At 34.3% G+C, this 23,853-nt stretch carries 24 protein-coding genes, 2 pseudogenes and 2 riboswitches; of the genes and pseudogenes, 5 read left to right on the forward strand and 21 right to left on the reverse strand.

Annotation, left to right across the window (positions count from 1 at the left end):
- The first annotated feature begins 205 nt into the window (after window positions 1-205).
- Entirely contained in the window at window positions 206-811 is a 606-nt protein-coding gene (locus FFM61_RS03805) for a beta propeller repeat protein (protein WP_074427413.1), read from the forward strand.
- A gap of 164 nt (window positions 812-975) precedes the next feature.
- Here FFM61_RS03805 and FFM61_RS03810 read toward each other — a convergent pair whose 3' ends face one another.
- Window positions 976-2,370, reverse strand: a complete 1,395-nt coding sequence (locus tag FFM61_RS03810; RefSeq protein ID WP_074427412.1) for a flavocytochrome c — start codon at window positions 2,368-2,370, stop codon at window positions 976-978.
- Between the two features lie 142 nt (window positions 2,371-2,512).
- Window positions 2,513-3,268 carry an HNH endonuclease gene (locus FFM61_RS03815; protein ID WP_074427411.1) on the reverse strand — a complete coding sequence of 252 codons (756 nt, stop codon included), beginning with the start codon at window positions 3,266-3,268 and terminating at the stop codon, window positions 2,513-2,515.
- Between the two features lie 301 nt (window positions 3,269-3,569).
- On the opposite strand from FFM61_RS03815, the gene FFM61_RS03820 reads away from it, so the two are divergent.
- Together FFM61_RS03820 and FFM61_RS03825 are read left to right on the forward strand one after the other, a co-directional pair.
- Window positions 3,570-4,325 carry a hypothetical protein gene (locus tag FFM61_RS03820; protein WP_074427410.1) on the forward strand — a complete coding sequence of 252 codons (756 nt, stop codon included), beginning with the start codon at window positions 3,570-3,572 and terminating at the stop codon, window positions 4,323-4,325.
- Between the two features lie 19 nt (window positions 4,326-4,344).
- Window positions 4,345-5,031 carry an ATP-binding cassette domain-containing protein gene (locus FFM61_RS03825; RefSeq protein ID WP_074427409.1) on the forward strand — a complete coding sequence of 229 codons (687 nt, stop codon included), beginning with the start codon at window positions 4,345-4,347 and terminating at the stop codon, window positions 5,029-5,031.
- 177 nt (window positions 5,032-5,208) lie between these two features.
- Here FFM61_RS03825 and FFM61_RS03830 read toward each other — a convergent pair whose 3' ends face one another.
- The 8 genes and pseudogenes from FFM61_RS03830 to FFM61_RS03860 form a co-directional block, all read right to left on the reverse strand.
- Window positions 5,209-6,282 (reverse strand): DUF5105 domain-containing protein, encoded by a 1,074-nt coding sequence (locus FFM61_RS03830; protein WP_074427408.1) that lies wholly within the window; start codon window positions 6,280-6,282, stop codon window positions 5,209-5,211.
- A 245-nt stretch (window positions 6,283-6,527) separates the two neighbouring features.
- A complete protein-coding gene (locus FFM61_RS03835; protein ID WP_074427407.1) occupies window positions 6,528-7,295 on the reverse strand; it encodes an SDR family oxidoreductase in 768 nt (255 codons plus the stop codon).
- Between the two features lie 14 nt (window positions 7,296-7,309).
- Complete coding sequence (locus tag FFM61_RS03840; RefSeq protein WP_074427406.1) at window positions 7,310-8,776, reverse strand: acyl-CoA reductase; 1,467 nt, start codon at window positions 8,774-8,776, stop codon at window positions 7,310-7,312.
- Window positions 8,773-9,891: a LuxE/PaaK family acyltransferase gene (locus tag FFM61_RS03845; protein ID WP_074427405.1), complete on the reverse strand. Its 1,119-nt coding sequence runs from the start codon at window positions 9,889-9,891 to the stop codon at window positions 8,773-8,775. Before FFM61_RS03845 ends, FFM61_RS03840 begins: the two co-directional genes overlap by 4 nt.
- Window positions 9,884-11,167, reverse strand: coding sequence for a solute carrier family 23 protein (locus FFM61_RS03850; RefSeq protein WP_074427404.1), 1,284 nt, complete (start codon window positions 11,165-11,167; stop codon window positions 9,884-9,886). Before FFM61_RS03850 ends, FFM61_RS03845 begins: the two co-directional genes overlap by 8 nt.
- Before the next feature lie 76 nt (window positions 11,168-11,243).
- Window positions 11,244-11,332, reverse strand: a riboswitch (TPP riboswitch).
- A gap of 126 nt (window positions 11,333-11,458) precedes the next feature.
- Window positions 11,459-11,547, reverse strand: a riboswitch (TPP riboswitch).
- 43 nt (window positions 11,548-11,590) lie between these two features.
- Entirely contained in the window at window positions 11,591-11,791 is a 201-nt protein-coding gene (locus tag FFM61_RS09060; protein ID WP_240005967.1) for a GNAT family N-acetyltransferase, read from the reverse strand.
- Window positions 11,792-11,806: 15 nt separating this feature from the next.
- Window positions 11,807-12,139: a GNAT family N-acetyltransferase gene (locus tag FFM61_RS09065; RefSeq protein ID WP_240005968.1), complete on the reverse strand. Its 333-nt coding sequence runs from the start codon at window positions 12,137-12,139 to the stop codon at window positions 11,807-11,809.
- A 24-nt stretch (window positions 12,140-12,163) separates the two neighbouring features.
- Window positions 12,164-13,146 (reverse strand): annotated as a pseudogene (locus FFM61_RS03860) (S66 family peptidase).
- Window positions 13,147-13,348: 202 nt separating this feature from the next.
- Between FFM61_RS03860 and FFM61_RS03865 the strand changes: the two are divergent.
- Window positions 13,349-13,891 carry a GNAT family N-acetyltransferase gene (locus FFM61_RS03865; protein WP_074427403.1) on the forward strand — a complete coding sequence of 181 codons (543 nt, stop codon included), beginning with the start codon at window positions 13,349-13,351 and terminating at the stop codon, window positions 13,889-13,891.
- Window positions 13,892-13,953: 62 nt separating this feature from the next.
- Here FFM61_RS03865 and FFM61_RS03870 read toward each other — a convergent pair whose 3' ends face one another.
- The 6 genes from FFM61_RS03870 to FFM61_RS08935 form a co-directional block, all read right to left on the reverse strand.
- Entirely contained in the window at window positions 13,954-14,835 is an 882-nt protein-coding gene (locus tag FFM61_RS03870) for a formate/nitrite transporter family protein (protein ID WP_083194474.1), read from the reverse strand.
- A gap of 31 nt (window positions 14,836-14,866) precedes the next feature.
- Entirely contained in the window at window positions 14,867-15,961 is a 1,095-nt protein-coding gene (locus FFM61_RS03875) for an alpha-hydroxy-acid oxidizing protein (protein WP_074427402.1), read from the reverse strand.
- A gap of 346 nt (window positions 15,962-16,307) precedes the next feature.
- Window positions 16,308-16,820: an NUDIX hydrolase gene (locus FFM61_RS03880; RefSeq protein WP_074427401.1), complete on the reverse strand. Its 513-nt coding sequence runs from the start codon at window positions 16,818-16,820 to the stop codon at window positions 16,308-16,310.
- Between the two features lie 15 nt (window positions 16,821-16,835).
- Window positions 16,836-17,792: an SGNH/GDSL hydrolase family protein gene (locus tag FFM61_RS03885; protein WP_074427400.1), complete on the reverse strand. Its 957-nt coding sequence runs from the start codon at window positions 17,790-17,792 to the stop codon at window positions 16,836-16,838.
- 193 nt (window positions 17,793-17,985) lie between these two features.
- The gene (locus FFM61_RS03890; protein ID WP_074427399.1) at window positions 17,986-19,239 is read right to left on the reverse strand and encodes a peptidoglycan bridge formation glycyltransferase FemA/FemB family protein; all 1,254 of its coding nucleotides are present in this window, start codon (window positions 19,237-19,239) and stop codon (window positions 17,986-17,988) included.
- 262 nt (window positions 19,240-19,501) lie between these two features.
- On the reverse strand, window positions 19,502-19,675 hold the full coding sequence (locus FFM61_RS08935; RefSeq protein ID WP_168388699.1) for a GNAT family N-acetyltransferase: 174 nt from the start codon (window positions 19,673-19,675) through the stop codon (window positions 19,502-19,504).
- A gap of 89 nt (window positions 19,676-19,764) precedes the next feature.
- On the opposite strand from FFM61_RS08935, the pseudogene FFM61_RS03895 reads away from it, so the two are divergent.
- Window positions 19,765-20,300: pseudogene (locus tag FFM61_RS03895) on the forward strand (type 1 glutamine amidotransferase).
- 253 nt (window positions 20,301-20,553) lie between these two features.
- Here FFM61_RS03895 and FFM61_RS03900 read toward each other — a convergent pair.
- The 5 genes from FFM61_RS03900 to pgmB all read right to left on the reverse strand — a co-directional run bounded on the left by FFM61_RS03900 (window position 20,554) and on the right by pgmB (window position 23,847).
- Window positions 20,554-21,453: a hypothetical protein gene (locus tag FFM61_RS03900; RefSeq protein ID WP_074427398.1), complete on the reverse strand. Its 900-nt coding sequence runs from the start codon at window positions 21,451-21,453 to the stop codon at window positions 20,554-20,556.
- A 28-nt stretch (window positions 21,454-21,481) separates the two neighbouring features.
- Entirely contained in the window at window positions 21,482-22,048 is a 567-nt protein-coding gene (locus FFM61_RS03905) for an LOG family protein (protein WP_074427397.1), read from the reverse strand.
- Window positions 22,049-22,155: 107 nt separating this feature from the next.
- Window positions 22,156-22,539: a VOC family protein gene (locus FFM61_RS03910; RefSeq protein ID WP_074427396.1), complete on the reverse strand. Its 384-nt coding sequence runs from the start codon at window positions 22,537-22,539 to the stop codon at window positions 22,156-22,158.
- 144 nt (window positions 22,540-22,683) lie between these two features.
- Window positions 22,684-23,001, reverse strand: coding sequence for a SemiSWEET family transporter (locus FFM61_RS03915; protein WP_074427395.1), 318 nt, complete (start codon window positions 22,999-23,001; stop codon window positions 22,684-22,686).
- Window positions 23,002-23,178: 177 nt separating this feature from the next.
- Window positions 23,179-23,847, reverse strand: a complete 669-nt coding sequence (gene pgmB, locus FFM61_RS03920; protein ID WP_074427394.1) for a beta-phosphoglucomutase — start codon at window positions 23,845-23,847, stop codon at window positions 23,179-23,181.
- Between the last annotated feature and the right edge of the window lie 6 nt (window positions 23,848-23,853).

Raw genomic sequence — 23,853 nt, forward strand, 5'->3', positions numbered from 1 at the left:
GGAATGCTCCTATCTTGTTTTATTAATTATGGCACAACTGTTCAGAAATTTATGTACCAAATACTAGGATAGGAGCAATCAAGCTGAGCCAGCTTTTGATTTATATTATGCTGGAACCACACAGCTAAAAGCCACACAACAAGGCATTGTTGATATCAGACAAAACAGTAACACGAGCGATTTTGAACAAACATTTCAGTATAATGTGCCAATTTATACACATGATGAAACTGCACAAGCATTATTTAGATTTTTTGATAGTCATATTAAAGCAAGCGCTACCTTACCGGAACCAGACCCAACAGCTGATTTAAATACAAATGAAGTCCAATCATTCAGAACGAAAAAAATTGGGTATCGTCTGAAAATTGACAATGCTGCGCTAGGAACATACTATTACAAATTAGCACAAACCAACGATGGTGGCAGAACTTGGACACTCTTAAATAATGATCCATTTCATGGAGAAGGCGGTACTGCGTTAAATGTAAAATTTTTAACCAAGTCCCTTGGCTTTGTTGCGCTAATGCAAAACTCCGGTACCAGTTCTAAATTATATCGTACAGAAAATGGTGGCCAAACTTTTTCCGAAGTGTCCTATACCCCTCAAAAAATAGCATTAGATAATCAAGATGATTATGAACCATTTGTTGCACCCGATATGCCCACTAAAACAAAAAATGACTTACTGATGAAAGTTGGTCAAGGGGTTCAAGGTGATTATGAGGGTGGTTTAGCAGAAGCTCTTTACCATTCATCAGATGACGGTAAGACATGGTCATTTGTTAAAATTATTCATCATACAAATTAAATGAACAGATTTCGTCTCTTTACTTACTAGCGTGAAATTACACATTTCACGCTTTTTATTTTACCTTTTCTACAAAAAAAGCAACCAAATCCATGAGGAATTCAGTTACTTGATGTTCAATTAAATAATGCTGGTATCAGTACGATTTAACAAATAGCCGTTTATTAATAATTAAAAATATATTTAGCTGCCTGGACACCTGCTTGACGCCCAAAAATAATCGTTTCTGCGATGGAATTTCCACCCATTCGATTATCGCCGTGCAAACCACCAGTCACCTCACCAGCTGCATATAAACCACTAATCTTTTCTCCTGTATCAGATAACACCTCTGTTAAGTTATTTATTTTAATCCCACCCATCGTATAGTGAATAGCCGGCTTAATGTGAATTGCATAATAAGGTGACAAATTCATTCCGCGATCCATCCCCGTCTTTCGGCCAAACTCTGAATCTTTGCCAGAAATTTGATTAGCGTTCCATTTAACAACTGTGGCCGTTAAATTTTCACTATCCAAATGTGCCTTTTTAGCTAATTCTGATAAACTGTTAGCTGCCATCACAAGACCAATTGACTGATAAAAATCGATGGCCGGAAAGGCTTGTCGAACACCTTGGTCAAGGATGAGCGTTGCCCCATTTTCATGTAAATTATCAATTGCCATTGTTACTTTATCACGAGTAGTCATTTCATTAACAAAACGTTGTCCTGCTTGATTGACTAAAATAGCGCCTTCTCCACGGACTCCTTCACCAATTAAATAAACGTGGTCGGTATCCTGTTGCGTAGTCGGATGAACTTGGATTTTGTCCATATCAACCAATCCCCCACCTGCTGCAACAGCTAAATTTAAACCATCGCCCGTAGCACCCTGATGATTAGTTGTTTTTAATGGCAATAACTCGGGTGCATAATTTTTTAGCATGCTTTTATTTTGTGAAAAGCCCCCGGATGCAATTAAAATAGTTTTTGTTTTAATCGTTTTTTCACCAATCTTATTATTATAAATTTTGAGACCAGTTACTATGCCATCCTTTTTTACAATTTGCATTGCCTTTGTTTCTGAAAATAGTGGAATATGTTTATCCAGTAATTGCTTTTGTAATTCTTTAACCATATAGCTACCCACTGCCGATTTATTATTTGGTCGGTGTGCACGTTTTTGTGACATGCCACCAGTAGACGTTAAATCGGTTAGCAAAATATTATGTTTTTCTAGCCAATTAATAGCAGATTCAGAATGTGTGACAAAATACTTTAACAACTCTTTATTATTTGTTTTGCCACCACCTTGCCAAATATCTTCATAAAATGATGCTTGATTATCAATCACTTGATGAGATAACTGCGTCATCGTTTCTGTAGCGTTCATACCTGTCGAGGCACGATTTGAATTACCTCCCAATGTAGCTAGTTTTTCAAAGATAGCTACTTTAAGTCCTAATTCTTGTGCCTGAATTGCCGCTGTCATACCTGCAGCACCAGAACCAATCACAATCAAATCATAGTTTTCTTTTAATTCATCGATATTCGATACAGGAAAAACAAATCTTGCCATCTTTTTACCACCTTTTTAGGATTTAATGATATGTTTCACAAATAATATCATATTTTCTTAACTATTAACCTAATAGTTTAAAATAATCATTTTAAAAACAAAAAATACGCAAAATCTGTTCAATTTTGCGTACCATTTTAAATTAATCAAAATTTGTATAAGGTATTAATACTTTTCTTCGTAGTTCGTCTAAAGTAATAATATTAGTTTTTTCTCGATGAATCATTCTATGACAATTAGAACAAAGTGGTACTAAATCATTTGTTGGATCAATAGCAACTTCTTTATTTTGTAAAAAAAGAGGCTTTCTATGATGAATTTCAATAAATTTATGACCTAATTCACCATACATCCGTTCAAAATTAAACCCACATGCCATGCAATTATATCCATAATAGTTTAAACATGCTTGCCTATTTTTAGAATTGCGTTCATATCTGGCCGTATAAAACTGAATTTTTTTACCCTCAATTAATTTAACACTAGTCAATTCACTAGTATCATTAGATATTACATCTATTGCTTTCGCTATAGCATCGTCCAAGTATCTCAAGGATTGTATATTTCCCTTTAACCCAAGATTATGTAGGTCCTCGAGTGAAACATTAACATTGGCATTCTTCACTAATTTTAAAGTAAACCACGGCCCTTGGCTTGAAAAATCGAAACCAGTAACGCTATATTTAGCGTCATTAATATGATAGTTATAAACGTCGCGCTCTATAACCGTTGTTTTTAGGATTATTTTTTGTGTGGGTTTTGACTCGTATATATATATAGTATCGCCTATTTTCACACTTTTATTGTTATGCTGCACCCAGTGAACCGTATCCAGGTCGTTAAATGCATTTGTAGCATCATATTTATTTTTATTAGACGGTATTATGAATGAACTCATTTATACATACACTTTCTTTTTTATAACATTAAAACTTAAAGTAAAAAAGTTGCCACTCACAAAGTAAAAATTGGGCCAATTGTAATGATACATCCTTCAAAGATTGACCTCAATATTTTTATTACGATTTTCAGTACTTAAATAAATCCAAACTTTGATTGTCGCCATTTTATATTTATTTTTTGTATAAATTAAAACAAACTAATTAAAATCTAATAAAATCAACAAAAACATTGATTTATAGCCTTCTAAAAGTTAAAATTTAACATATTAACTATATTAAAGGAAGCCAGGTAATGATATGAATAAGGTCAAAGCTTTATATAAAGTCTATATAGTAAGCAGCCTCAATAATAAAGTTGTTTTTATGTACAATTTATTACTCCCAATTGTCTATCTGTTAGCGACAAACTTAAAATATTTTTTCCAACCGGTTCAGACCACTAACCAAGAATTAATCAATACAGCAAGTTACTTTTGGGCGTATATAATCATCGTCACGCTACTAAACATGGTTACTTTTGAAATGCTTTCAGAGCGTGAATCTGGCTACTTTAAAGAATTATTTTTCATCGTTGGATCAAAGTGGCATATTTTATTAGCAGATTTATTAGCACAAGTCACTATTTTAGTGTTAGAAATAACCTTGTTCAATATAGTTTTTTTAGTTATTTTTAGAACAATCAACTTTGGGATTCTTTTAGGTGGTCTGTTGGCCACTCTATTGTTAACCATCCCCGTAACATGTAGCAGTTGCATATTTTTAATACTGAAAGTAAAAGCGCAAACTGCCCCCATTATTGAAACAATAACTTTATTTGGTATGTTTACACTATTAGGTATCAAGAATGAAAATACTTTAATTAAAATTGTTAATTTGCTAAATCCTGTTGAATACTTAGCTCAAAATTCAAATAATATTAGTTTACTAATGCTAGGAAACATACCTTCCGGAACATATGTTATACAATTTATAACGATTACGACGTTTTATATTTTAATTGGTGTCTGGGGATTATCAAAGTTTACTATTTCACCCATAGAAAATCGCGCTTAAATTAGGGAGGTGTTAACAAATGCAAGTAAAGAAACTTTCTATTACTTATGGTAAAAATCAGGTTTTATCTAATTTAGACTGTAAGTTTGAAACTGACAAACTAAACGTTATTTTAGGACCCAATGGAACCGGGAAAACTACCCTATTAGACACAATAGCCGGATTAAACAAACATGATGAACAAGCTTTGTCTGGCTTTCCAACGCAAAAACAATTAGCCTATAAGGCACAGCAACTTCATTTTTTCCCTTCTCTAACAGTTAAACAAACCATTCAGTTATATGCAGAAATTGAAAATCATCCTAAAAATTTTAATAAAACTAGCACGATGAATACGATTTATAATCAGGTTATCAAGGGTATTATAGATAAAAAAATTGGTAAATTATCTGGTGGTGAAAAACAAGTTGTCTTAACTTACTGTAACTGTTTATTAGATAGAGAGCTCTACCTATTTGATGAACCGTTAAGCGGTGTCGACATAAACAACGCTAACTTAATTATTAAAATGATTGCTGCGTTAGTTACTGAAAAACATAAGCAAGTCATCTTAACCTCACATGATATTGAATTATTTGAAAGCTTTCCAATAAACATCGTTGTGCTAAATCATCAAAAGTGTATGTTTTCAGGAACTGATCATGAATTATTAAACGCAACCAATAAAGCACAGATTAATGATGCCTTACGCATAATTCTTAAATAGAACTATCTCAAAAAGTATACACAAAAAACATCATAACCTACTGTAAGAACTCTTAACTATCAGTAGATTATGATGTTTTTTTGACAATACTACTCTTATCAATGTGTTCAAATTTGCTTCTTATTTGAATGGCCACCAGAATATTAAATTCAAACAATTAATTATTCAGGATCATTTTTAATTAAAGCTACCGCTAAAAGCCTTCTGCAAAGATTCAAATGAGTAGGCTGACTCAGATGTGTCAACCGTCCACTTTTTACCATCTTTAATTAATTTAATATCTTGTCCATCAGCTTCACGCATAGGCATCTTCTCTAATACTTCTGGAAACTTTTGCACAAGTGACTCTTTAACAGCTCGATTTACTTCACTATATGACATTTCACCATTAGCATTTTGTGTCTCATCTACATGACGTTGCGTTTCCGATATAACCGATGATAATTCAGATAGCTTTACCAAAGTTGGTGTTACTGTAATTTCAGCAGTTGTTGGTGTTGCTGATTTAATTACATATTTAACAGATCCTTTTTTATTGTTCATATCTTGAATCTGCTTAACCATATTTGCTGCTGCTTCATCTGCGATTGTATTATTAAACGCCCTTGTTTCAAGGAAATCTCGTGCAACATTACGATATGAAACTTGCTCATCTTCTAATTTATTAGTCAATACTTTGTCATACGAACTATTATCTTGCTTGTTTAAGAAAACATTGTCAACATAACTTGTCACAGCCTTTTGAGAATCTTGCGTATGATCTTGGTACTTTTTAGTGTTAATCTTCACCTTAGTTGTTACCATCTTGTTTGTACCAGATGCCATCGGTGCCACTTCTAAGGTATATTTTTTATCTTTAGTAACTGGGAAAACAACGTAACCACTAGTCGAATCACGTTTCGCTAGTTTTTCATATCCCATAGTTGAAAAATCATCCCCACTACCATAAATTTGCACTGATTTAATGCGACTACCACTTTTATCTTTTAATTTAATATCGCTGGTCATTAAGCTAATCTTGGGACCATTGTTTTTGATGTGTAAATCTAAAGCTAAATAAGCTTTATTACTAGCTAACGCCTTTTTATTGTCAGGAACAATATATTCACCACTCTTAACTTTAACTGCGACCCCATTTGAAGGTGCTGAAGCTTTAGCAGCGACAGTATTTACACTGCCACCAAAGCCCGCTAGCGTACTCACTGTCATAAAACCTGCAATAGCAATGCCCAATTTGTTATGCATTTTCATAATAAATACCCCGTTTTATTAATCTGCATTTAAACATAATTCCCCATATCTATATGTTTAAGCCAACTTAGTAATATTATATTTGGAAAGCATCATCAATGAATAAACATCATTTATGATGAGAGATATCCTAACTAAATTATAACAAAAATATGACAAAGCTTGTTGTTGAAGCAACTAATTGATATATTTCATTAAAATATAAAGTAATATAGATCGATAATATATCATAAGAGCCACCAAAATCATCCCATATAGAGACCGCCATCCACAACAATGCATTGGCCCGTTATGTTACTAGATAATTCTGATGCTAAAAATAGTGCTGTACCGCTCACATCTTTTGGTGTGGTTAAGCGCCTGGTTGGGGTTTTAGCAATTAATGAATCTCTAACATCTCGCTTTGTAAACTCACTAGAACTGGTTGGGTAAGTTAGCCCCGGTGCTATCGCATTAACGTAGATACCATATGCGCCTAATTCACTTGCCATGGTACGATTTAACCCAATTACGGCTGACTTACCAACAATATAATCATGATAAGGAATTGTTGGTATATGAACTAAATCACTGGTTAAATTAATAACATGACTACTGTTGTTGGCTTTTAAATATGGTAAAACTGCTTGCATCACATTGACAATGCCTTTGACACTACCATCTATTTGGTCAAGATAGTCTCTCCACGTCACATCTTGCAAAAGTTTCCTATTTTTGGGATCAAATTCATAGTGACTAAATGCATTATTAACAACATTGTCAATTGTTCCAAAATTTTCAATAATTGTGGCAATCATATCCTTAACGGCTACATCATCACGAACATCGCAAGCCATGGCAATTGCTTGACCCCCATTTGCTTTAATTAAGGATACAAGTTCATCTGCACTATTGCGCCGATTTAAATAGTTAACAATAACGAATGCACCATTTTCAGCATAAGTTTTTGCAATTGCTGCACCAATTCCCCGTCCACTACCCGTAACTAAGGCTACTTTATTTTCTAATAACATCATTTACTCCTTATTTATTCAATGTCAGGATCAAATTGTTCACTATATCGTTCAGCAGATGCTTCAATATCCGTAACATGCACCAAATCTAGTAGGTTAAAACCACCATCATGATGCCAACCTGGCACAACGTGATTCATTTCCCCTAACGCACTAATGCGATTAACGCCCAAAGATCCTAAAACATCAGACATTTCAAATAAACGATTTGGTGCTACGGCAATACCGGCAGATTGTAAATAAGGACGATATGGTTCCAATGTTTGTCCGATATCATTTAAATTATTAACAGCAAAAATATTGATTGCTCTATTTAAAGGTGAAACCATAAAATCAACTTTATCTCGATATATAATTGTCCAATCTGTATTTTTTTGACTGACCATAGCTATCGTCGTTGAATCACTAATACTTTCTATATCGGCTTGCTGTCTCATTTTATTAATACTGGTCTGCTCAGCTTCAATTAGTTGTGCCCTTGGATATCTGATTTGATAATTTTGTAACTCACTTGCTAATAAATTTGCAAACTCTTTAGGGGTCACTGCGCCACCTTTTTCTATAAAAATAGATTGCGGCGCCAAACAATTTTGTTGATCATATATTGAGATATCTTCAGCAACTGCCTTAATTAAAGTTGTATATCGATCAGTTGATATGGCTTCCTGACCAATTAATGCTAATCCAATTTTATAGCCATAACTCAATACCTTTTTAGTAGGTCCTGATTTTTCCTTAATACTTTTAACAGCACTTTGACCACCACAAACAATTACCGTATCCGCTAATTCAATAGCCTTATTTTCTAACTCAGTACCACTTTGCCATGGTAGAATTGCAATCGCATCTGCGAATTTAGCATCCACTTCTGCTAAGGATTTGACAAACAATGATGGCATAATAGCTTCTGCAAAAGATAACTTTCCAAGCGTAGCCGATTTAACAAATGCTGCCATCAGTAAATTCCATATTTGAATGCCGGGTACATTACCAGAAAAAATTTGAAATATTAAATCAGGACCATAAAATTTAGAAAAACCACCACTATGATTAGGTTGAAAATCATCTAAAATATTACCAAACATCCCTACTTCAGACTGTATAAACCGCCGTAAGTCTTTTTTTCTAAATAATCGAATAAATTGTCTTAATTCTAACGAAATCTGTAAGGCATCATAACCAGTGATTATTGGTAATGTTTTTTCAGCCAAGATACGTAACTCGTATTCTGAGTTAGTCCATTTCTGTGCAGCTTTATCAATAATGCTTATTATTTCCTCAACTGTTAATTGGCTTAAATACGATTTTTGATTAATTCTTAAATTTTCTGCCGTTTCATCTAATAATTTTGTCGTGACATCAGGATAAGACATGTGAATACGCTGATTTCCCTTGCAGATAACTTTTTCTTCTAATTCTGCAATATTCACTTGTGATGGCAGGTGAAATATATTAATTGTAATTTCACTGGTTGCTGTCATTTTATCTCTCTTCTATTTAATAACTCATCCATTGCAATTGAACACCCTTTTGCTTCCGAACCTTTAATGCGTCCTAATAAGGTGAACCCTGTCGTATCTTGTACAGCCATGTCTTCAGTTAAAATAGCCAGGCAAGAATCCCAATTCGCTAAGTCATAATAAGCTATAAGACCTCTTTCCCCTATTTTAACTGGCATTAAGGTTTCCGGATTTAATATTTGAATGTTAACCCAATGCGGTGTTTTTTTAGTGTAATAAATTTGTTGTTCTTGATACGCATCCAAAATATTCCGATCATAACATTGTGAACTAATTTCTGTCATACCATACATATTAATAATTTGTTGGCGTTTGACGCCGAAAAGAGTCATTAAATTAGTATATAAATCTATCATGCTTACGGCTTCAGACTTACCTTTAAAGCCACCTGTATCAAAAATAATGCTATCATTTGATAGGCTAAATGTTTTATGCAATTGTTTTAGGTGGTTTAATAAATGTACGTAAGAAAACGATGCACCCAGTAATAAAATTGGTTCATTATTTGAATTAGCTTGTTCTAATGCTGTAATTAAATGATCATAATCCATTTGATTATTTCTAAAAAAAACGTGACTATTTTGAGTGCCAAAATTTTTGATAGCTGTTGAAACGTATCGTGATAAAGATGAATTTGGATTTTCTAGTTGATCTGGAAAGAGTGCAAATATTGTTATTTTATCCTGGTTTGGTAGAACATATTTTTTGAATCCGCTAATCATAGACTGTTCCCATACCAGTAGATTAGACAAATAATGATGACTTTTTTGTGTTGGATTTGTTGTACCACTAGATAAAAAGACATCCGCTGCTTCACTTGGATTTGTTGTCGTTAGCTGCAAATATTTGTATGCCTGAATAGGAATTAATGGAAAATATTGCCATTGATTAATCGTTAATGGCGTTTTCCTTTTTAATTTTGCATATTCTCGGTATGGTTGATTATATTTAAATTGATAATTAAATATCGTCATCGCTAATTCATTAAATTTCTGATTTTTTTCGTTCTCCGTCATTTCCGTTTGTGTAATGAATGCCAAAATTTTTTGTTGTAATGCTTCTTTTATATCAGCCATGATTTCTCCTGACATTATTAATTAAATTCGGTATGTTGATTAATAAAATTTGTAACACTAACGCTGAAATTGCCCCGATTAAAATCATATTAGACAATAACTCACCCACAAGGCCATGCCAACCACTTGAATAATTAGGTAACGCTACCCCAAGTGCAATAGATATCCCAATTATCATTTGATTTGCTTCAGTCGCTGCTGCTTTTTTCATAATATTAAATCCAGTCATAATCAATGACGTTGCTGCAGGTAGGAATATACCACCAATTACAGGGCTTGGTGTCATTGCTAAAAACGCACCAAACTTAGGCATAAATCCCAGTATGATAAATAAGCAAGCAGCAATAATAATTGGTACTTTAGATTTATTACCAGTTAGTTTCATAATTCCGACGTTTTGCGCAAACCCTGATGTTGGAAAACCACCAAATAAAGAAGATAGAATTGATCCAGCAGATTCACCAATTAAACCATTTTGAATACGCTTAGGTGTAATATCTTCATTTATTACTTCCCCAACTGCCTGGTAAACCCCTAAAGATTCAACCACAGCAACGATATATGCAACTAAAAATGTTAGAAATATGACGCCATTAAATTTAAGTTCTCCATATGGTAGCAAACTAGGTAATCCAAACCATGCTTTCGTCGACAATGCACTGTAATCAACAACGTGCAGTGAAAAAGCTAATACATCACCAACAATCAGGGCAATTAAAAATGAAAATCGTTTCCAAACCCCCTTACCAAATAGTGACAAAATAACCACAATTGTTGTTGTTGTAATCGCTAATAGCAATGTATTAGGTGAAGAAAATCCTTTATCTCCCGGATAACCACCTAAAAATTCAGATAAAGTAAAACTTGATAAAGAAATACCGACTAGAAAAATTAAAGTACCCGTAATTGCTGGTGTTAAAATTTTAATTAATTTATTAATTAACCCTGTGATTGATAGTCCAAATACAATCAGGGCGCTTAACAAAATTGACCCACTGGCAGCGGTTAATTGCCCTGTCTTTCCTGCACTAATCATTAACGCATCAAATGATGCAGACGGTCCCTGAATAATTGGTAATTTTACTAAACGTGTTACTTGCGTTAGAGTAACTAGACCTGAAACAATAAAAATTGTGTTAACTAAATTGGTTGATAAACTAAGTGAAAGCCCAGCAGCCGTGGCAACATAAATTGGGTCTAGCCAAACATTTGATACAAATACGTGTTGTAATCCAGCTAGGCCATGATCAATAACGCGCTTATTTTTAAGATTCATCTTATTCCTATTCCTTATCCAAATAAAAAAGCATTCTCTTTATCGACGTAAAAAGAATGCTGTAAAGTAAAATTTAATTACTAAACCGTCACTTTCCTACGCTAGTTTAAACTAGATCAGGTTCAGAGGGTACTTCTCAGTCAATCGACGCCCCTAGTGCCTATTTAATTAATTTTAATATTATCCCATATTACTGATGCCTCCATACATTAAATATGCTGCCAATTAAGCGAGAGTAAAAATAGGTAAAAACAAAAAATGCCCTCTGACTTTGCAGAGAAGCATTAGTAAACAATCACTATAATACTTCCCTACGTTAGTACAAACTAAATCAGGTTCAAAGGGTGCTTCTCAGTCAATCGACGCCCCTAGTTTCAGTTAGTGTATCACACTTTTAAATTTAATTGGGAACAATTTTTATTATCAGTTATTTTCCCAGTCACTTTTTAGTAATGTCCAAATATACCCATCATGGTAGCCATCCTCTAATCGTTCATTTGCACGAATTAAACCATCTAAATGGAATCCTGCTCTTTCTGCAACCTTATTACTGCGTGTATTTTCAACTGCTGCATGAATTTCGATTTTATTAACTTCATACTCAGTAAATCCTAATTCACACATGCCTATCACTGCTCGTTACATAATCCCTTTACCAACAAATTTAGTAGCCAACCAATAACCAATTTCCGTACTATTATCTAATTTGAGAAACCTATTAAAGCTAATGGCACCAGCAGGTTGCTCGTTAAAAAGGATAATTGTCGTAACTGAATCGCCTTTACCAAAATTCTCTAAATTCCTTACTAATGCACGTTCTTCATCCGCTACATTTTTCATATCTACTGACCACATCAACCATTGTGATAACTCTTTACGGCTGGCATCAATTAAATCATAAATTGCTTTAGCATCAATTTTTGGTCTTGGTAGTGCTAAACTTACCTCTTCATCAATTTTATATTGAAACATCCTGCAACCTCCTGCAAGTAAAAACTATTTTTCATAAACTGTTATCTGTAACGTCTTGCTATCAATTGCAACTTCGCCACCTAACGGAAATGTAAAAATCGGCTGCGTATGCCCAAAATCCACATCGTAAATGACTGGTATCTGTTTAAGGATTGGATATTTATCTAATATGTATAATAGTAAATTATGTGTCATACCACACTCTTTAGGAAATCTACCAATTACCAACCCTTTTACATCTGGATTAACTTGTAAAAACTGCGCTAATAATCGATCAAATTCATAAGCATCACCCTCTTCAGCTTCTTCTAAAAAACCAATCGGTTGTACAATTTTCCTAAAATAAGGCGTACCAAATAATAAATGATACGTTTGAATATTGCCACCAATTATAGTTCCTGTGGCGTGACCCTCATTATATACTTGCCATTTATTAGGTAAAAAATTCCTTGGAATTGATGTGTCATACATGGATCGCTTGTATAGACATCATTTTCCTCTAAATCATAACGCGCACCTTCTTGTCGGTCCGACACTGATTTCAACCATTGACTAGTTTGAAAGTCCTGTAGGGCATCCATTTTAAACGAAGAATACGCTGGTGAATAATACGTCACCAACCCTGTTTTAGCAAAAATAGCTGTATGTAGACTAGTTGTATCAGAATAACCAAAGAAAAATTTGGGATTATTTTTGATTAAGGACCAGTCAATGTATGGGAGCAATTCATTGGCATTGAACCCACCGATAGTCGTCATAACTGCTTTAACTTGCTTATCACGAAAAGCATCATGTAAATCAGCTACTCTTGCTGCAATTGAGGCTGAAAATAGTTGATCATTTTCATAAATATGGTCACCAAAAGTCACTTTAAAGCCTAACCGTTCTAATCGCTCTTTGGCAATCAAATTAGCTTGCATGCCACCAACTTTTTCTAAACTTGAGCTTGGCGAAATAACACGAATTTCATCACCAGATTGTAATTTTTGCGGATAAATTTTTTTCATTTTGTATACCCTTTCTGCGATTCTCTGACACCTTACTTGCTACACTCTATCAAAAATAAAAATATTCACATTTTTTAATTTATCATTTTACAATATTGATATTATAGCGTTTTATTATGAGAAAATCTATTGAAATTAAAATGAAATCTAGTATATAATTAGACTAAAATATCGACTAACGTTCAAAATACTAGGAGTAACGATGCAAATCGAATTAAAACAATTAAGTGTACAGGATTTATTACCATTCTGGGAATTAGCTTTTAGTAATCCTGATGCTGAATGGACCAAATGGAATGGTCCTTACTTTCATGACACACTTCCTACCAAAAAAGATTTTATTGATTTAAAACAATTCAACCCTTATTTAGAAAATCCAATGCGTAAAATAATTTGGCTTAATAATGAAATGGTCGGTCTCGTCTCCGCCTACTATGAAGATGTACCACTAAACCAATGGTTGGATGTCGGTATCACCGTTTATAAACAAACTAACTGGCGCCATGGTATCGGCAAAGCAGCATTAGATCAATGGATCACAGAACTCTTTGAAACAACTAATTTACCACACGTTGGTTTAACTACCTGGTCAGGAAATCTTCGTATGATTGCTCTCGCTGAAAGTTTACAATTGAAAAAAGAAGCCGAAGTTCGTCAAGTTCGCTTTTGGCAGAACAAATACTGGGACTCAGTTAAATATGGGGTTTTACGTGATGAATGGGTAAATAAAGCCAATCAAAAATAGTCGTCAATCTAATCATTTAAATGATAGATTGACGACTATTTTTTTAATAACAAATCAATATTTTAATCAACGTAATCCGTCTTGGTCTTATTCATCCAAGCATAGGTCATTCCGATGATTAAAGAACCACCAACATAATTACCAATTAAGGCAAAAAATAAGTTGTGTAGCACACTACCCAATGTCATACCAGCAATCGTACCGTTTGAAGCAAAGAAGGCTAGTGAAAAGGCTGGGAAATTAGCAATAACGTGTTCGTAACCTAAGAAAGCGAAGATAAAGATAACGAAGATAATGGCCATCACCTTACCCGCATCATCCTTCATGCGCAGGTTAATGAAGAAGGCCGTATTAACAACAATGTTAGCAAAAATGGCTTCGACAAAAATTTGAATTGACGATTTACTTAGTTTACCAGCGATACCGTCAAATAAATAATTACTTGCCGGTAGATCTTGGAATGCCCCCGTCAGTGAAATGAGGTAAGCAAAGAAAATTCCCCCAATTAAATTGAACAATAGTGTCGTTCCTAGAACCTTAGCCGCCGTTGAGAAATGAATCTTTTTACGGTAAACCCCCACTGTCACAAACAGCATATTGGACGTTCCTAATTCAGCTCCCATAAAAATGATCATCACCAATGACCAACTAAACATGAAAGCAAAAGTGAATTTACCAGAGCCTGGCAATAATTTTTCAGCTTGTAGTGCTGTCCCGAATGCGGCCGCCGTTCCTAAAGTTAAGAATAAGGTTGCCAGCATTGCGCGAGCAGCATAACGTGCATAACTACTTTGGAACAAAGTAACTTTATTCATCAAAGCAGCATCTATTTTTCTAAATAGTGGTGATTTTTCAGCTACGGTTTCATCTACTGAATCTATCGGCTTTGCTATATCAAAATCTGGTAACTGGACCGGTTTTGAAGTTGACACATGTGCATCCATCAGTACATGCTCCTTTTATCTATGTGATTATTTACCAGGCATCGCGCAATGTAAAATTGCGAACATCATCAATGGTTTGGGTACCAGCAAGTTGCATAACTAATGCTAACTCATCCTTAAAGAAGTTAAATACTTGCTCAACACCCGTTGCCCCACCAAGTGATAAGCCATAGATAGCTGGGCGCCCAATTGCCACTAAATCAGCCCCCGTTGCTAATGCCTTAAAAACATGTTGGCCACGACGGACACCACTATCAAAGACAACAGGTGCTCGTCCACTAACGGCATCAACAACTGTTTCTAATATCTCAAAGGCTGCAGGACCACCGTCTAATTGACGACCACCATGATTAGTGACCCAAATACCACGCGCACCAGCGTCTAATGAACGATAAACATCTTCAGCACTTTGGACTCCCTTAACGTAAACTGGAATATCTGTATGACTTGCAATATATTCAACATCACGTGGTGACAATTTTTGCTTAGCCGACTTATACACAGCATCCATACTCTGGCCCACTCCAGATTGATATGCTGCGACGATGGGCATTGGCAACGGAAATGTGAAGTGATTACGCTTATCAGCTTCACGATTACCATCCAAAGTAGCATCGGCTGTTAAGACAATTGCCTTTGAACCATTACGTTCAGCTGTTGCAATAATTTGATCATTAATGCCGTTATCTTTACTCATGTAAAATTGGAACCATTGATTAGCATCTTGTCCGCCAGCTTCACGAATATCTTCTAACGTTGTCGATGCAAACGAAGATGCTGTAAAGATAGAGCCGAAATTTGAAACTCCTTTTGCCGAATATTTTTCTCCCTCAACGTGTGCTAATCCATGTGCAGCAACCGGTGCCATAATAATTGGCGCTGTTAGATGTATATCTTGAAAATCAACCGCCGTATCAGGATGTTCAACATCACGCAAAACACCAGGTACAATGACCTTTTTATCAAAAGACGTAATATTCCGCTTATAGGTGATTAAATCACCCGCACCACTTTGAATGTAACCATACCCCCCACGTGGAATGGTCTCTTTAGCTGCCTCTTCTAAATCGTTAGTATTAACAAAGTCTACTCTTCCTTCGCGTTCACTAGCAATGTACTCACTCATAAATATATCCCCTTTAAAATTTAAAATATCAAAATGTAACCGCTTACATTTTTCCTACGAGATATATAATACGGGATTAGCTTCCGAAATTCAAGAATAATTTTAAAAAAGTTCACATATTTATCGAAATTATTGCATTATTTTGTTCACATTTAAAGAATATTACCGCGGTAGTTCTAATGAACAGCCTCTCATAATCCAATTTATACATAAATTGATAACGTACATGCCAAATATTTTAACTTAGCTATTTCTTCCGTAAATATTAAAGCAAAAGGTCATCAAATTGAACCTTGAAATTTAATTCAATTTGATGACCTTTTTTAAATTATTCTTGATAAAATTTCTAATTTGTAAAAGCACGCTCATTTTCTGGCAAAACGTGCCAATTTTCTAAACTAGTATCGTGAGTGTCAAATACACCAGACTGAATATAGTCTTTTGCTTTCAGAACAAGTGGGGACGCATTATTAGTAGTTAATTCATCAAAATCAACTAACAAGGAACCTAACGAATCTTGCCCTTCAAACTGCTTAACAGAATTCATTACTTGTCCAGCAAATTCTTGAATTTCATAGAAAACGGTAATATGTTGATTCATCTTATAATCCAAGTAATGCCAAGGATATTTAAAACTAGTAACACCTAATTGTTTCATCTTAGAAACTTTCAAACCGGTTTCTTCTTTAATTTCACGATTGATAGCATCTTTTAAAAACTCACCGTCTTCTAAACTGCCGCCAGGCAAATCAAAGCGATTAATATATGGTACACCATTTTTCTTAATTACCACTAACTTATTATTAGTAATAATAATGCCATAGACACCAAATGCACGATGTACATTATTATGTTCCATATTTGCCCTCCATTGCTATCTCTTTAATAACACGCCTGTTTTATCAGCATACCACTGGTTACCCAAATATTTAATATTTCGATTTGTAACCAATGCTTTTGTTTTGGGATCAAAATAATAACTGCGCCCATTTATTTCATGATAATCAGATTGTAGAACATTGTTAACCGCATATTGCCACTGATTAGACTCATTCTTTTGCCAACCATTTGAACTAAACAATTGTTTACTATCATGTTCACCGGAAAGCATTATGTAATTACTAGTCATCCAATGACTAATAACTTTAGCCATTTGCCGATATGTTGTCTGATTTGGATGGACTAATTTATCCCCTAAGTCAGATGGATAATTGGCGACACCAAAATCAGTAACATTAATCACTGGGATACCAAAACTAAAATAAACATCCGTTAATGCACGTTTTAATTGATCAATTGCATAATTACTTTGCTTAATTGGCATATATGACGTCACGGGCAAAATGCCGAAAATTTTAATTGTTGGATTTGCATTGCGCAGCCGTTGAATATTAGCTTGTAGCTTCTGCTGTACATACCCTAAATTATTACGACTGTAATCTAAATCGTTTATGCCAATTTCCAAAACAATAATATCTGTGTTTTTTATAGTATTACCCTTTAATATGCGTGAAACATTATTAGATAGGTCAAATATCGGCGTACCATTATCATTGCCAGCTATTTGTGAACCAGCTGACGAAAAAGAATTATTTAGTGTTTTCGGATTCAATAATCGCTTTAATACGGTCGGATAATTATCTTTTAGCACTTGTGTACCATCCCAGCCAACAGATAATGAATCACCAATTATTAAAATCCGTTTATTACCATAATAGATTTCATTCGACAGTATTCTAGTTTCATCTTTGCTTGCAGCAAGCACCTTAATTTGCCTGGTAACTGGCGAAAGTATACCAGGCAAATTAAGGTGCTTTTGTGACCAATCCATTAGCATATACCAAATTTTTAGGAAACGATAGTATAAGCAGTACCGCGACCAAGAACATACTAAATTTAATATACTTACTAGACATTTCCGACTCTCCTAAAATCAACGTTTAGTGCTATTTGACGCGCCTCGTTTTAGTATTACGAAACCAATCTTTTATAAGGGTAGCACTTATATGTTTCAAAATATAGAATTATTTAACAATTAATTTTTTCAAATTTTGGTACACACTAAATTTAAATTTATTCACCGGTATATCAAAAGTACCAATCAATTGCTGTGCGACACCTTCAAATTGTGTCTTAAACTTTAAAACACCATCGGTGCCGTCAAATTTACCGTCAATGCCTAAGAAATTATATGTTTTAACCCCTAATTTTTGCGAAATTTGTAACATATAATCTTGAATTTGGTAAGGTGCATAAAACTCACTATATTCTTCATATGATCCCGAAAATAAATAATCCGTCTCTTGCGGCATAATGATGGACATAGCCGCAGCAACTGGAATCACATCTTTTCCTGCATGAATACGCATTTGCTTACCATGTTCAATACGTACTTTATGATTTTCCTTTTGTTTAAATAATTCACTAAGTTGCTTTTCAATACGCGTTTTATTAGCAGCTGTCTCAAGCTTCTGTTGTAACTTATTAATATCATGGCTTGTCTTTTCCAGTTTATCAGTCGCAACTTGAATATACTTCGAGAAGCATACTTCTGCTACCACAAACTTAATGCGATTCTGAAATTTATCATACGCTGTTTCAAAATAAGCTAAATCTTTGCTTAAGAAATGCCGACGTTCAGCCGTGTCATCAATAATTTGTTTAAACATCGGTAATTCTTCTCTAGACAATTCACGCACATTAACTTGATAAAGCTTATTCTTCTTTAAATACTGCTTGGCCATCTTATGATAGCTTTTTGATATTTCAGGGTACGTCTGACCATCAATCTTTTTAACATATTGCCAAATCGTCACCCCAGTATCTTGCATCCCATACTTAAATGGTTCATGTGTGAACCCTAAACTACACATCGTATCAAGAATTTGCTTTTTAGGTTCACAAATTGGTTCCCCATCATTATCGAATTCTTGATAAATCGCATTCGGTGACACACTTAAATACAATCCTTTATTATGTTTAGCATACTGCACTAGACCATTAAAAAAGTATTGCAAGGCATCCCTATCAGCCCAATCCTTTACAATTGGTCCGTAATCTAATGAGTACTTATAACCTAATTTGGTGGGGTCCCAGTTAACGACCCCACCAACAAGAATTTCATTTGTATCGTTCACGACACCAAATACTTTTGCTTTACGACCCCTACTTAACAACAATTCAAATTGATAACTACTTTGACCAAAGTTCCCTACTTCATTAGTTTCCACAAACTTTTCCCACTGATCCAGTTGACTATCTAATGTTATAAACCTCATAATGCCCACAATTTCCTATTTCTATTTTTGATTATTACAAATACATGTACGTATATGACATTTATTATACGCTTATTTTAAAAATAGATAACGTTTTCTTAATTAAAACTAAAATATTCCATATTTTTTGCAGAAGCACTTTAAATAAATTGCTTACCAAGAATTGTTAAATCTAAATAACTTACTTCAAGTGTATGCTGATACGCTTCTCACGCATAAAACAGTTCAAAACTAAACCAACCAATTATTGTGTCGTCACTAGTTATATCCATATAGGGTATTTATCAATTGAAGCATTTTCAAACCAAGCTTCACGTTCAGACACAGATATTTGCCTAATATCTGCGGTAACATTTTTCAGTTTAATAGATTGATTATATATTTCGACTATTTTAATCAAATTTTGTCTGACAGCATATCTAAATTTAATTTGCATATACACTCCTTTTTTGTAATATAATAAATTAATTAAAATTCTCGTTAATTCTATTATTATAACCCGTAAAAGAAAGTGAGAAAATATTCATGCGAATCAATATTTTACAACATACCCCTAACGAAGGACCGGGAAGTATTAGAACTTGGGCTGAAAAATTTGGACATCAAATTTATGTCTATCATCCCTATCAATTTTTGGTGCCTGCTTTGGTGCCCAACAAATTGCTAAAACTATGGGATATGTAATCACAAAGTCACCAGCAAAAGAAGTTGGTTGGGCGCCAGTTTATCGACAGACGACAACCATTCCTGATATACCTGACAAACTTTTGGCACTACATTGGCATGAAGAGATGTTTGAAATACCACAGGAAGCTGAACTATTATTTTCTAGTGATGCTGTGAAAAATCAAGGATTTGTAATGAATCATCGCGTAGTTGGATTACAATTCCATTTCGAACCACAAGATAATGATGTCCGTGAAATTGTCACCAATGATGCATCTTATATTGCAGGCACTATCTTTAAGCAGACTGCAACAGATATTTTAAAAACGCCAGTACCAAAAGAAAATCAAGAAGCGATGTTCCAAATTTTAAATTATATTAGCGCTGACAAATAATTATACATAAAACAGCCTCTGTAGATTAGTATTTTGCTAACCCGCAGAGGCTGTTTTATGTATAACTTTTATTTATTAACCCAATTATTACCAAAATAATTTTGTTGCTAAAATAACTTGGTTTCTAAATGGTGCAATTGCCTTACCCATGAGAAAAGCTCAATGCCTCCATTCCAACAGGTGAAACTGACAAACTACCAATTTTACGATTTTTCAACGTAAAACCTCCTCGAAATGGGTGATTTCATTAGGTTTATTCTATGTTGATTTGCGTTGCCATCTTATTAATTTGCTTTATTCTGGCTGGTTTTTGATTAACATAATACAATAATTTATCATTTTTAACGTACTGCGACATCTCTTGATTGTTTGAATGAATAATAAAGCTTCGATAATCAACACCATTTTCATCAAGTTTAAAGTAATTAGGTGGTAATTGTTTTTCATCATCCGTTATATTTTTACCTGACCAAACAAGTTTACGACCATCTGGCAATGCGTTTACTTGCCAACCACTAGATTTATCCGCCAACTCTTGCCATCGTTCAATCGGCAAGTTACTAATACCATAATAAATAATTGTTGCGTATAACAATTTTTTGTTTGACTGCAATGTTGTCATATCTAATTTTTTGACAATCTCCACATGTTGCTTTGCTTTTTTCACATTAAAATTATTTAACGAAAACAAACGTTGCTTCTTATGATGCGTAAACTCTGCTTTATTAACTAATTTGACGTTGCTAAAATTAGTTGCTTGATCAACCTGATAATAACTTGTGTAGCCTCGATACTTAATTTTTGTTGCATCATATTCAGGCACAATCAATGTTTTACCTTGTAATTGTCCTTTTGCTTTAATGATAAGTGATGATTTCTCATCAATACCAACCTCACGCAATTTAATATAATATTGTTGCTTATTATTCTGCTTAGCGTAAATACTAAAGCTTGAATTTTCTTTAGTAGGCACCTTAATATATTTTTTTATTTCGTCTGGCCGATTATTTTCCCGTTTAATGGTTTTAAAAAACGCATCAGTTATTTTGTCATACATGTGTTGCTGTTTATCATGATAAATAGCCAAACCAATGCCCAAAATACCAATAATTAATACCATACTGACACTAATGATTGTATATTTATGTTTCACCACGCCTCCCTAAAAGATGATGATTTTTTTAATTATAAGTTCGAATCATAGGTGGTATATATGTTGCCATAAAGTTAAATATTTCATCTAAAGAATCAGAAAAAAGCAACTTTTCTCGATCTGCCACCGTTAGGAATTCCTTCTCAGTCATTGTATCAAACATTTTTTCTAAGGATTCATAATAGTTATTCACATTATAAAAAATACATGGATTAGCATTATTACCTAAACGTGCCCACGAAAAGGCCTCAATAATTTCTTCTAAGGTTCCTGGGCCTCCAGGTAAAGCAATACAAGCATCTGACAAAGACAACATTTTTTCTTTTCTGGTTGACATGTTGTCAACAACCTGCAAATCAGTCAACTTATCAAAGGCTGCTTCGCGTTCAACCAGCTGTTTTGTCATAACACCGTGAACCTTACCACCGCTAATTAAGACTTCATTCGCTAACGTTCCCATTAGTCCAACGCCGCCACCACCATAAACTAGTTCTAAGTCACGTTTAACTAGAGCATGGGCTAATTCTTTTGTTGCTTGTTGGTAACTACCATCATTTCCTGTCGACGCACCACAATAAACTGCAACTTTCTTCATTAAGTAAATTCTCCTATTCTTTCTCATAATCATTTAATTGCTAAAACATAGCCTCCTGTATTGGCTTTAATGCACAATCCAGAAGGCTAATCGATAACTATATTGGTTTACGCTACAATTTCACAGAATTCAACAATTACACCATCCGGTCCTTGAACATTAAAAAAATTAATGCCATTGTTCCAAAATGGTAAATGTTGTACTTCGTTATCTATTAAATTAAAACCTTCTTTTTTGGCTTCAATTATTGCAGCATCTGCATCTGTCACATCCAATGAAATATGATTGATTGCACCTGGTTTACCTACGATTTCATCCCCCGTCCAAGCTTCAATCACCAAATTTTGACGCTTCATAAAGATAACATTTCCCACTGGAAAATCACCAATTTTTTCAAAGCCCAATTGCGTCCAAAATGCCTCCGCTTCGGCTAATGATGAAGCTGGAATACCAACATGTTGTAACCCTGAAAAGTAGTCAGTTAATGCCATTCTGTTTTCCCCCAAAAAATCTATTTATTTAAATTCAATAAGTACCATTGTAAACGGTTACTTTAATAATGACAATTTTTAAATACAAAAAAACTTAATCATTAAACTAATAATGATTAAGTGTCTTATTGCCTATATTTAAATTTAATGAACGTATATTGTTAAAATAGTGACAATACCAAAAAATATGCCGGGCACATTTGATATAACCAACGGCCAATCACGATATTGTTTTAACCAACCGTATCCAGTCCATAATATAGCATCTAACATCATTGTTAATGGCTGACTAAGTGGAACTGGATTACCGGCTAGATTACTTTTGATTTCAGCAATATAGGAGACGTACATTAACACACACATAATCGTTGCTAATTCACTTATAATCCTAACTACCTTATCCCTCTTATTTGAATCAATAAAGCGCCGTCTATCACTAGATTTATCGGTTTCGCTGTTCATTTTCCCGTTTATTTCCTCCTACAGATAAAATAATACTCGCTTATTATGATAGACGTATTAAATTATTATGCAAGGAATGTTTTTAAAAAATTGCAATTTCCGCAATTTATATGGGTTTTAATTGTTTGATAAACAAAAAACGAGTTCAAAATGAACTCGCTTGTCCTAATCTATTGATTACCAAGCTGCCTCAATTGCTGCTAAGGTAACGTCGGCTGTACTACCAAAATTAATGTTAGCTGCCTTTAAAACATCTTTATCGCCAATACCAACACTTGTTTCACCAGCACCATTAATACTCTGAATACCAGCTGCTGAATCTTCAATACCAATTACTTCTGATGGTTGTAGCCCTAGAACATCAGCTGCGGCTGCAAAAATTGCTGGGTCAGGTTTACCAGCAGTTACTGATGCGGGATCAACAACTGCTTTGAAATAATCCGTTAACCCAAGACGTTCAATAATAAATGGCGCATTCTTTGATGCTGATGCAACACTCATTTGATAGCCGGCCGCTTTTAGTTCAGTCAAAAACTTTTGCATACCAGGTAAAATATCATCTGGCGTTAAGGTTGAAATTAACTCTCGATAGTGTGTGTGTTTTTTAGTTGCCAAGTTTTCACGGGCTGTTTGATCATACTTATCTGCAACACCACCAGCATCCATGATTAAGGCTAAACTACCCATTCGATCAATACCTTTTAAACTTTCTTCAAGTTCAGGTGTCCAGGTTGTGCCCACCTCATCAGCAATTTGATGCCAAGCAACCGTGTGGAATTTTGCGGTATCAGCCAAAACACCATCCATATCAAATGCAAAACCTTTAATTGTTGTAAAATTAGTCATTTATTG

Source organism: Weissella hellenica (assembly GCF_005405545.1).
GTDB lineage: Bacteria > Bacillota > Bacilli > Lactobacillales > Lactobacillaceae > Weissella > Weissella hellenica.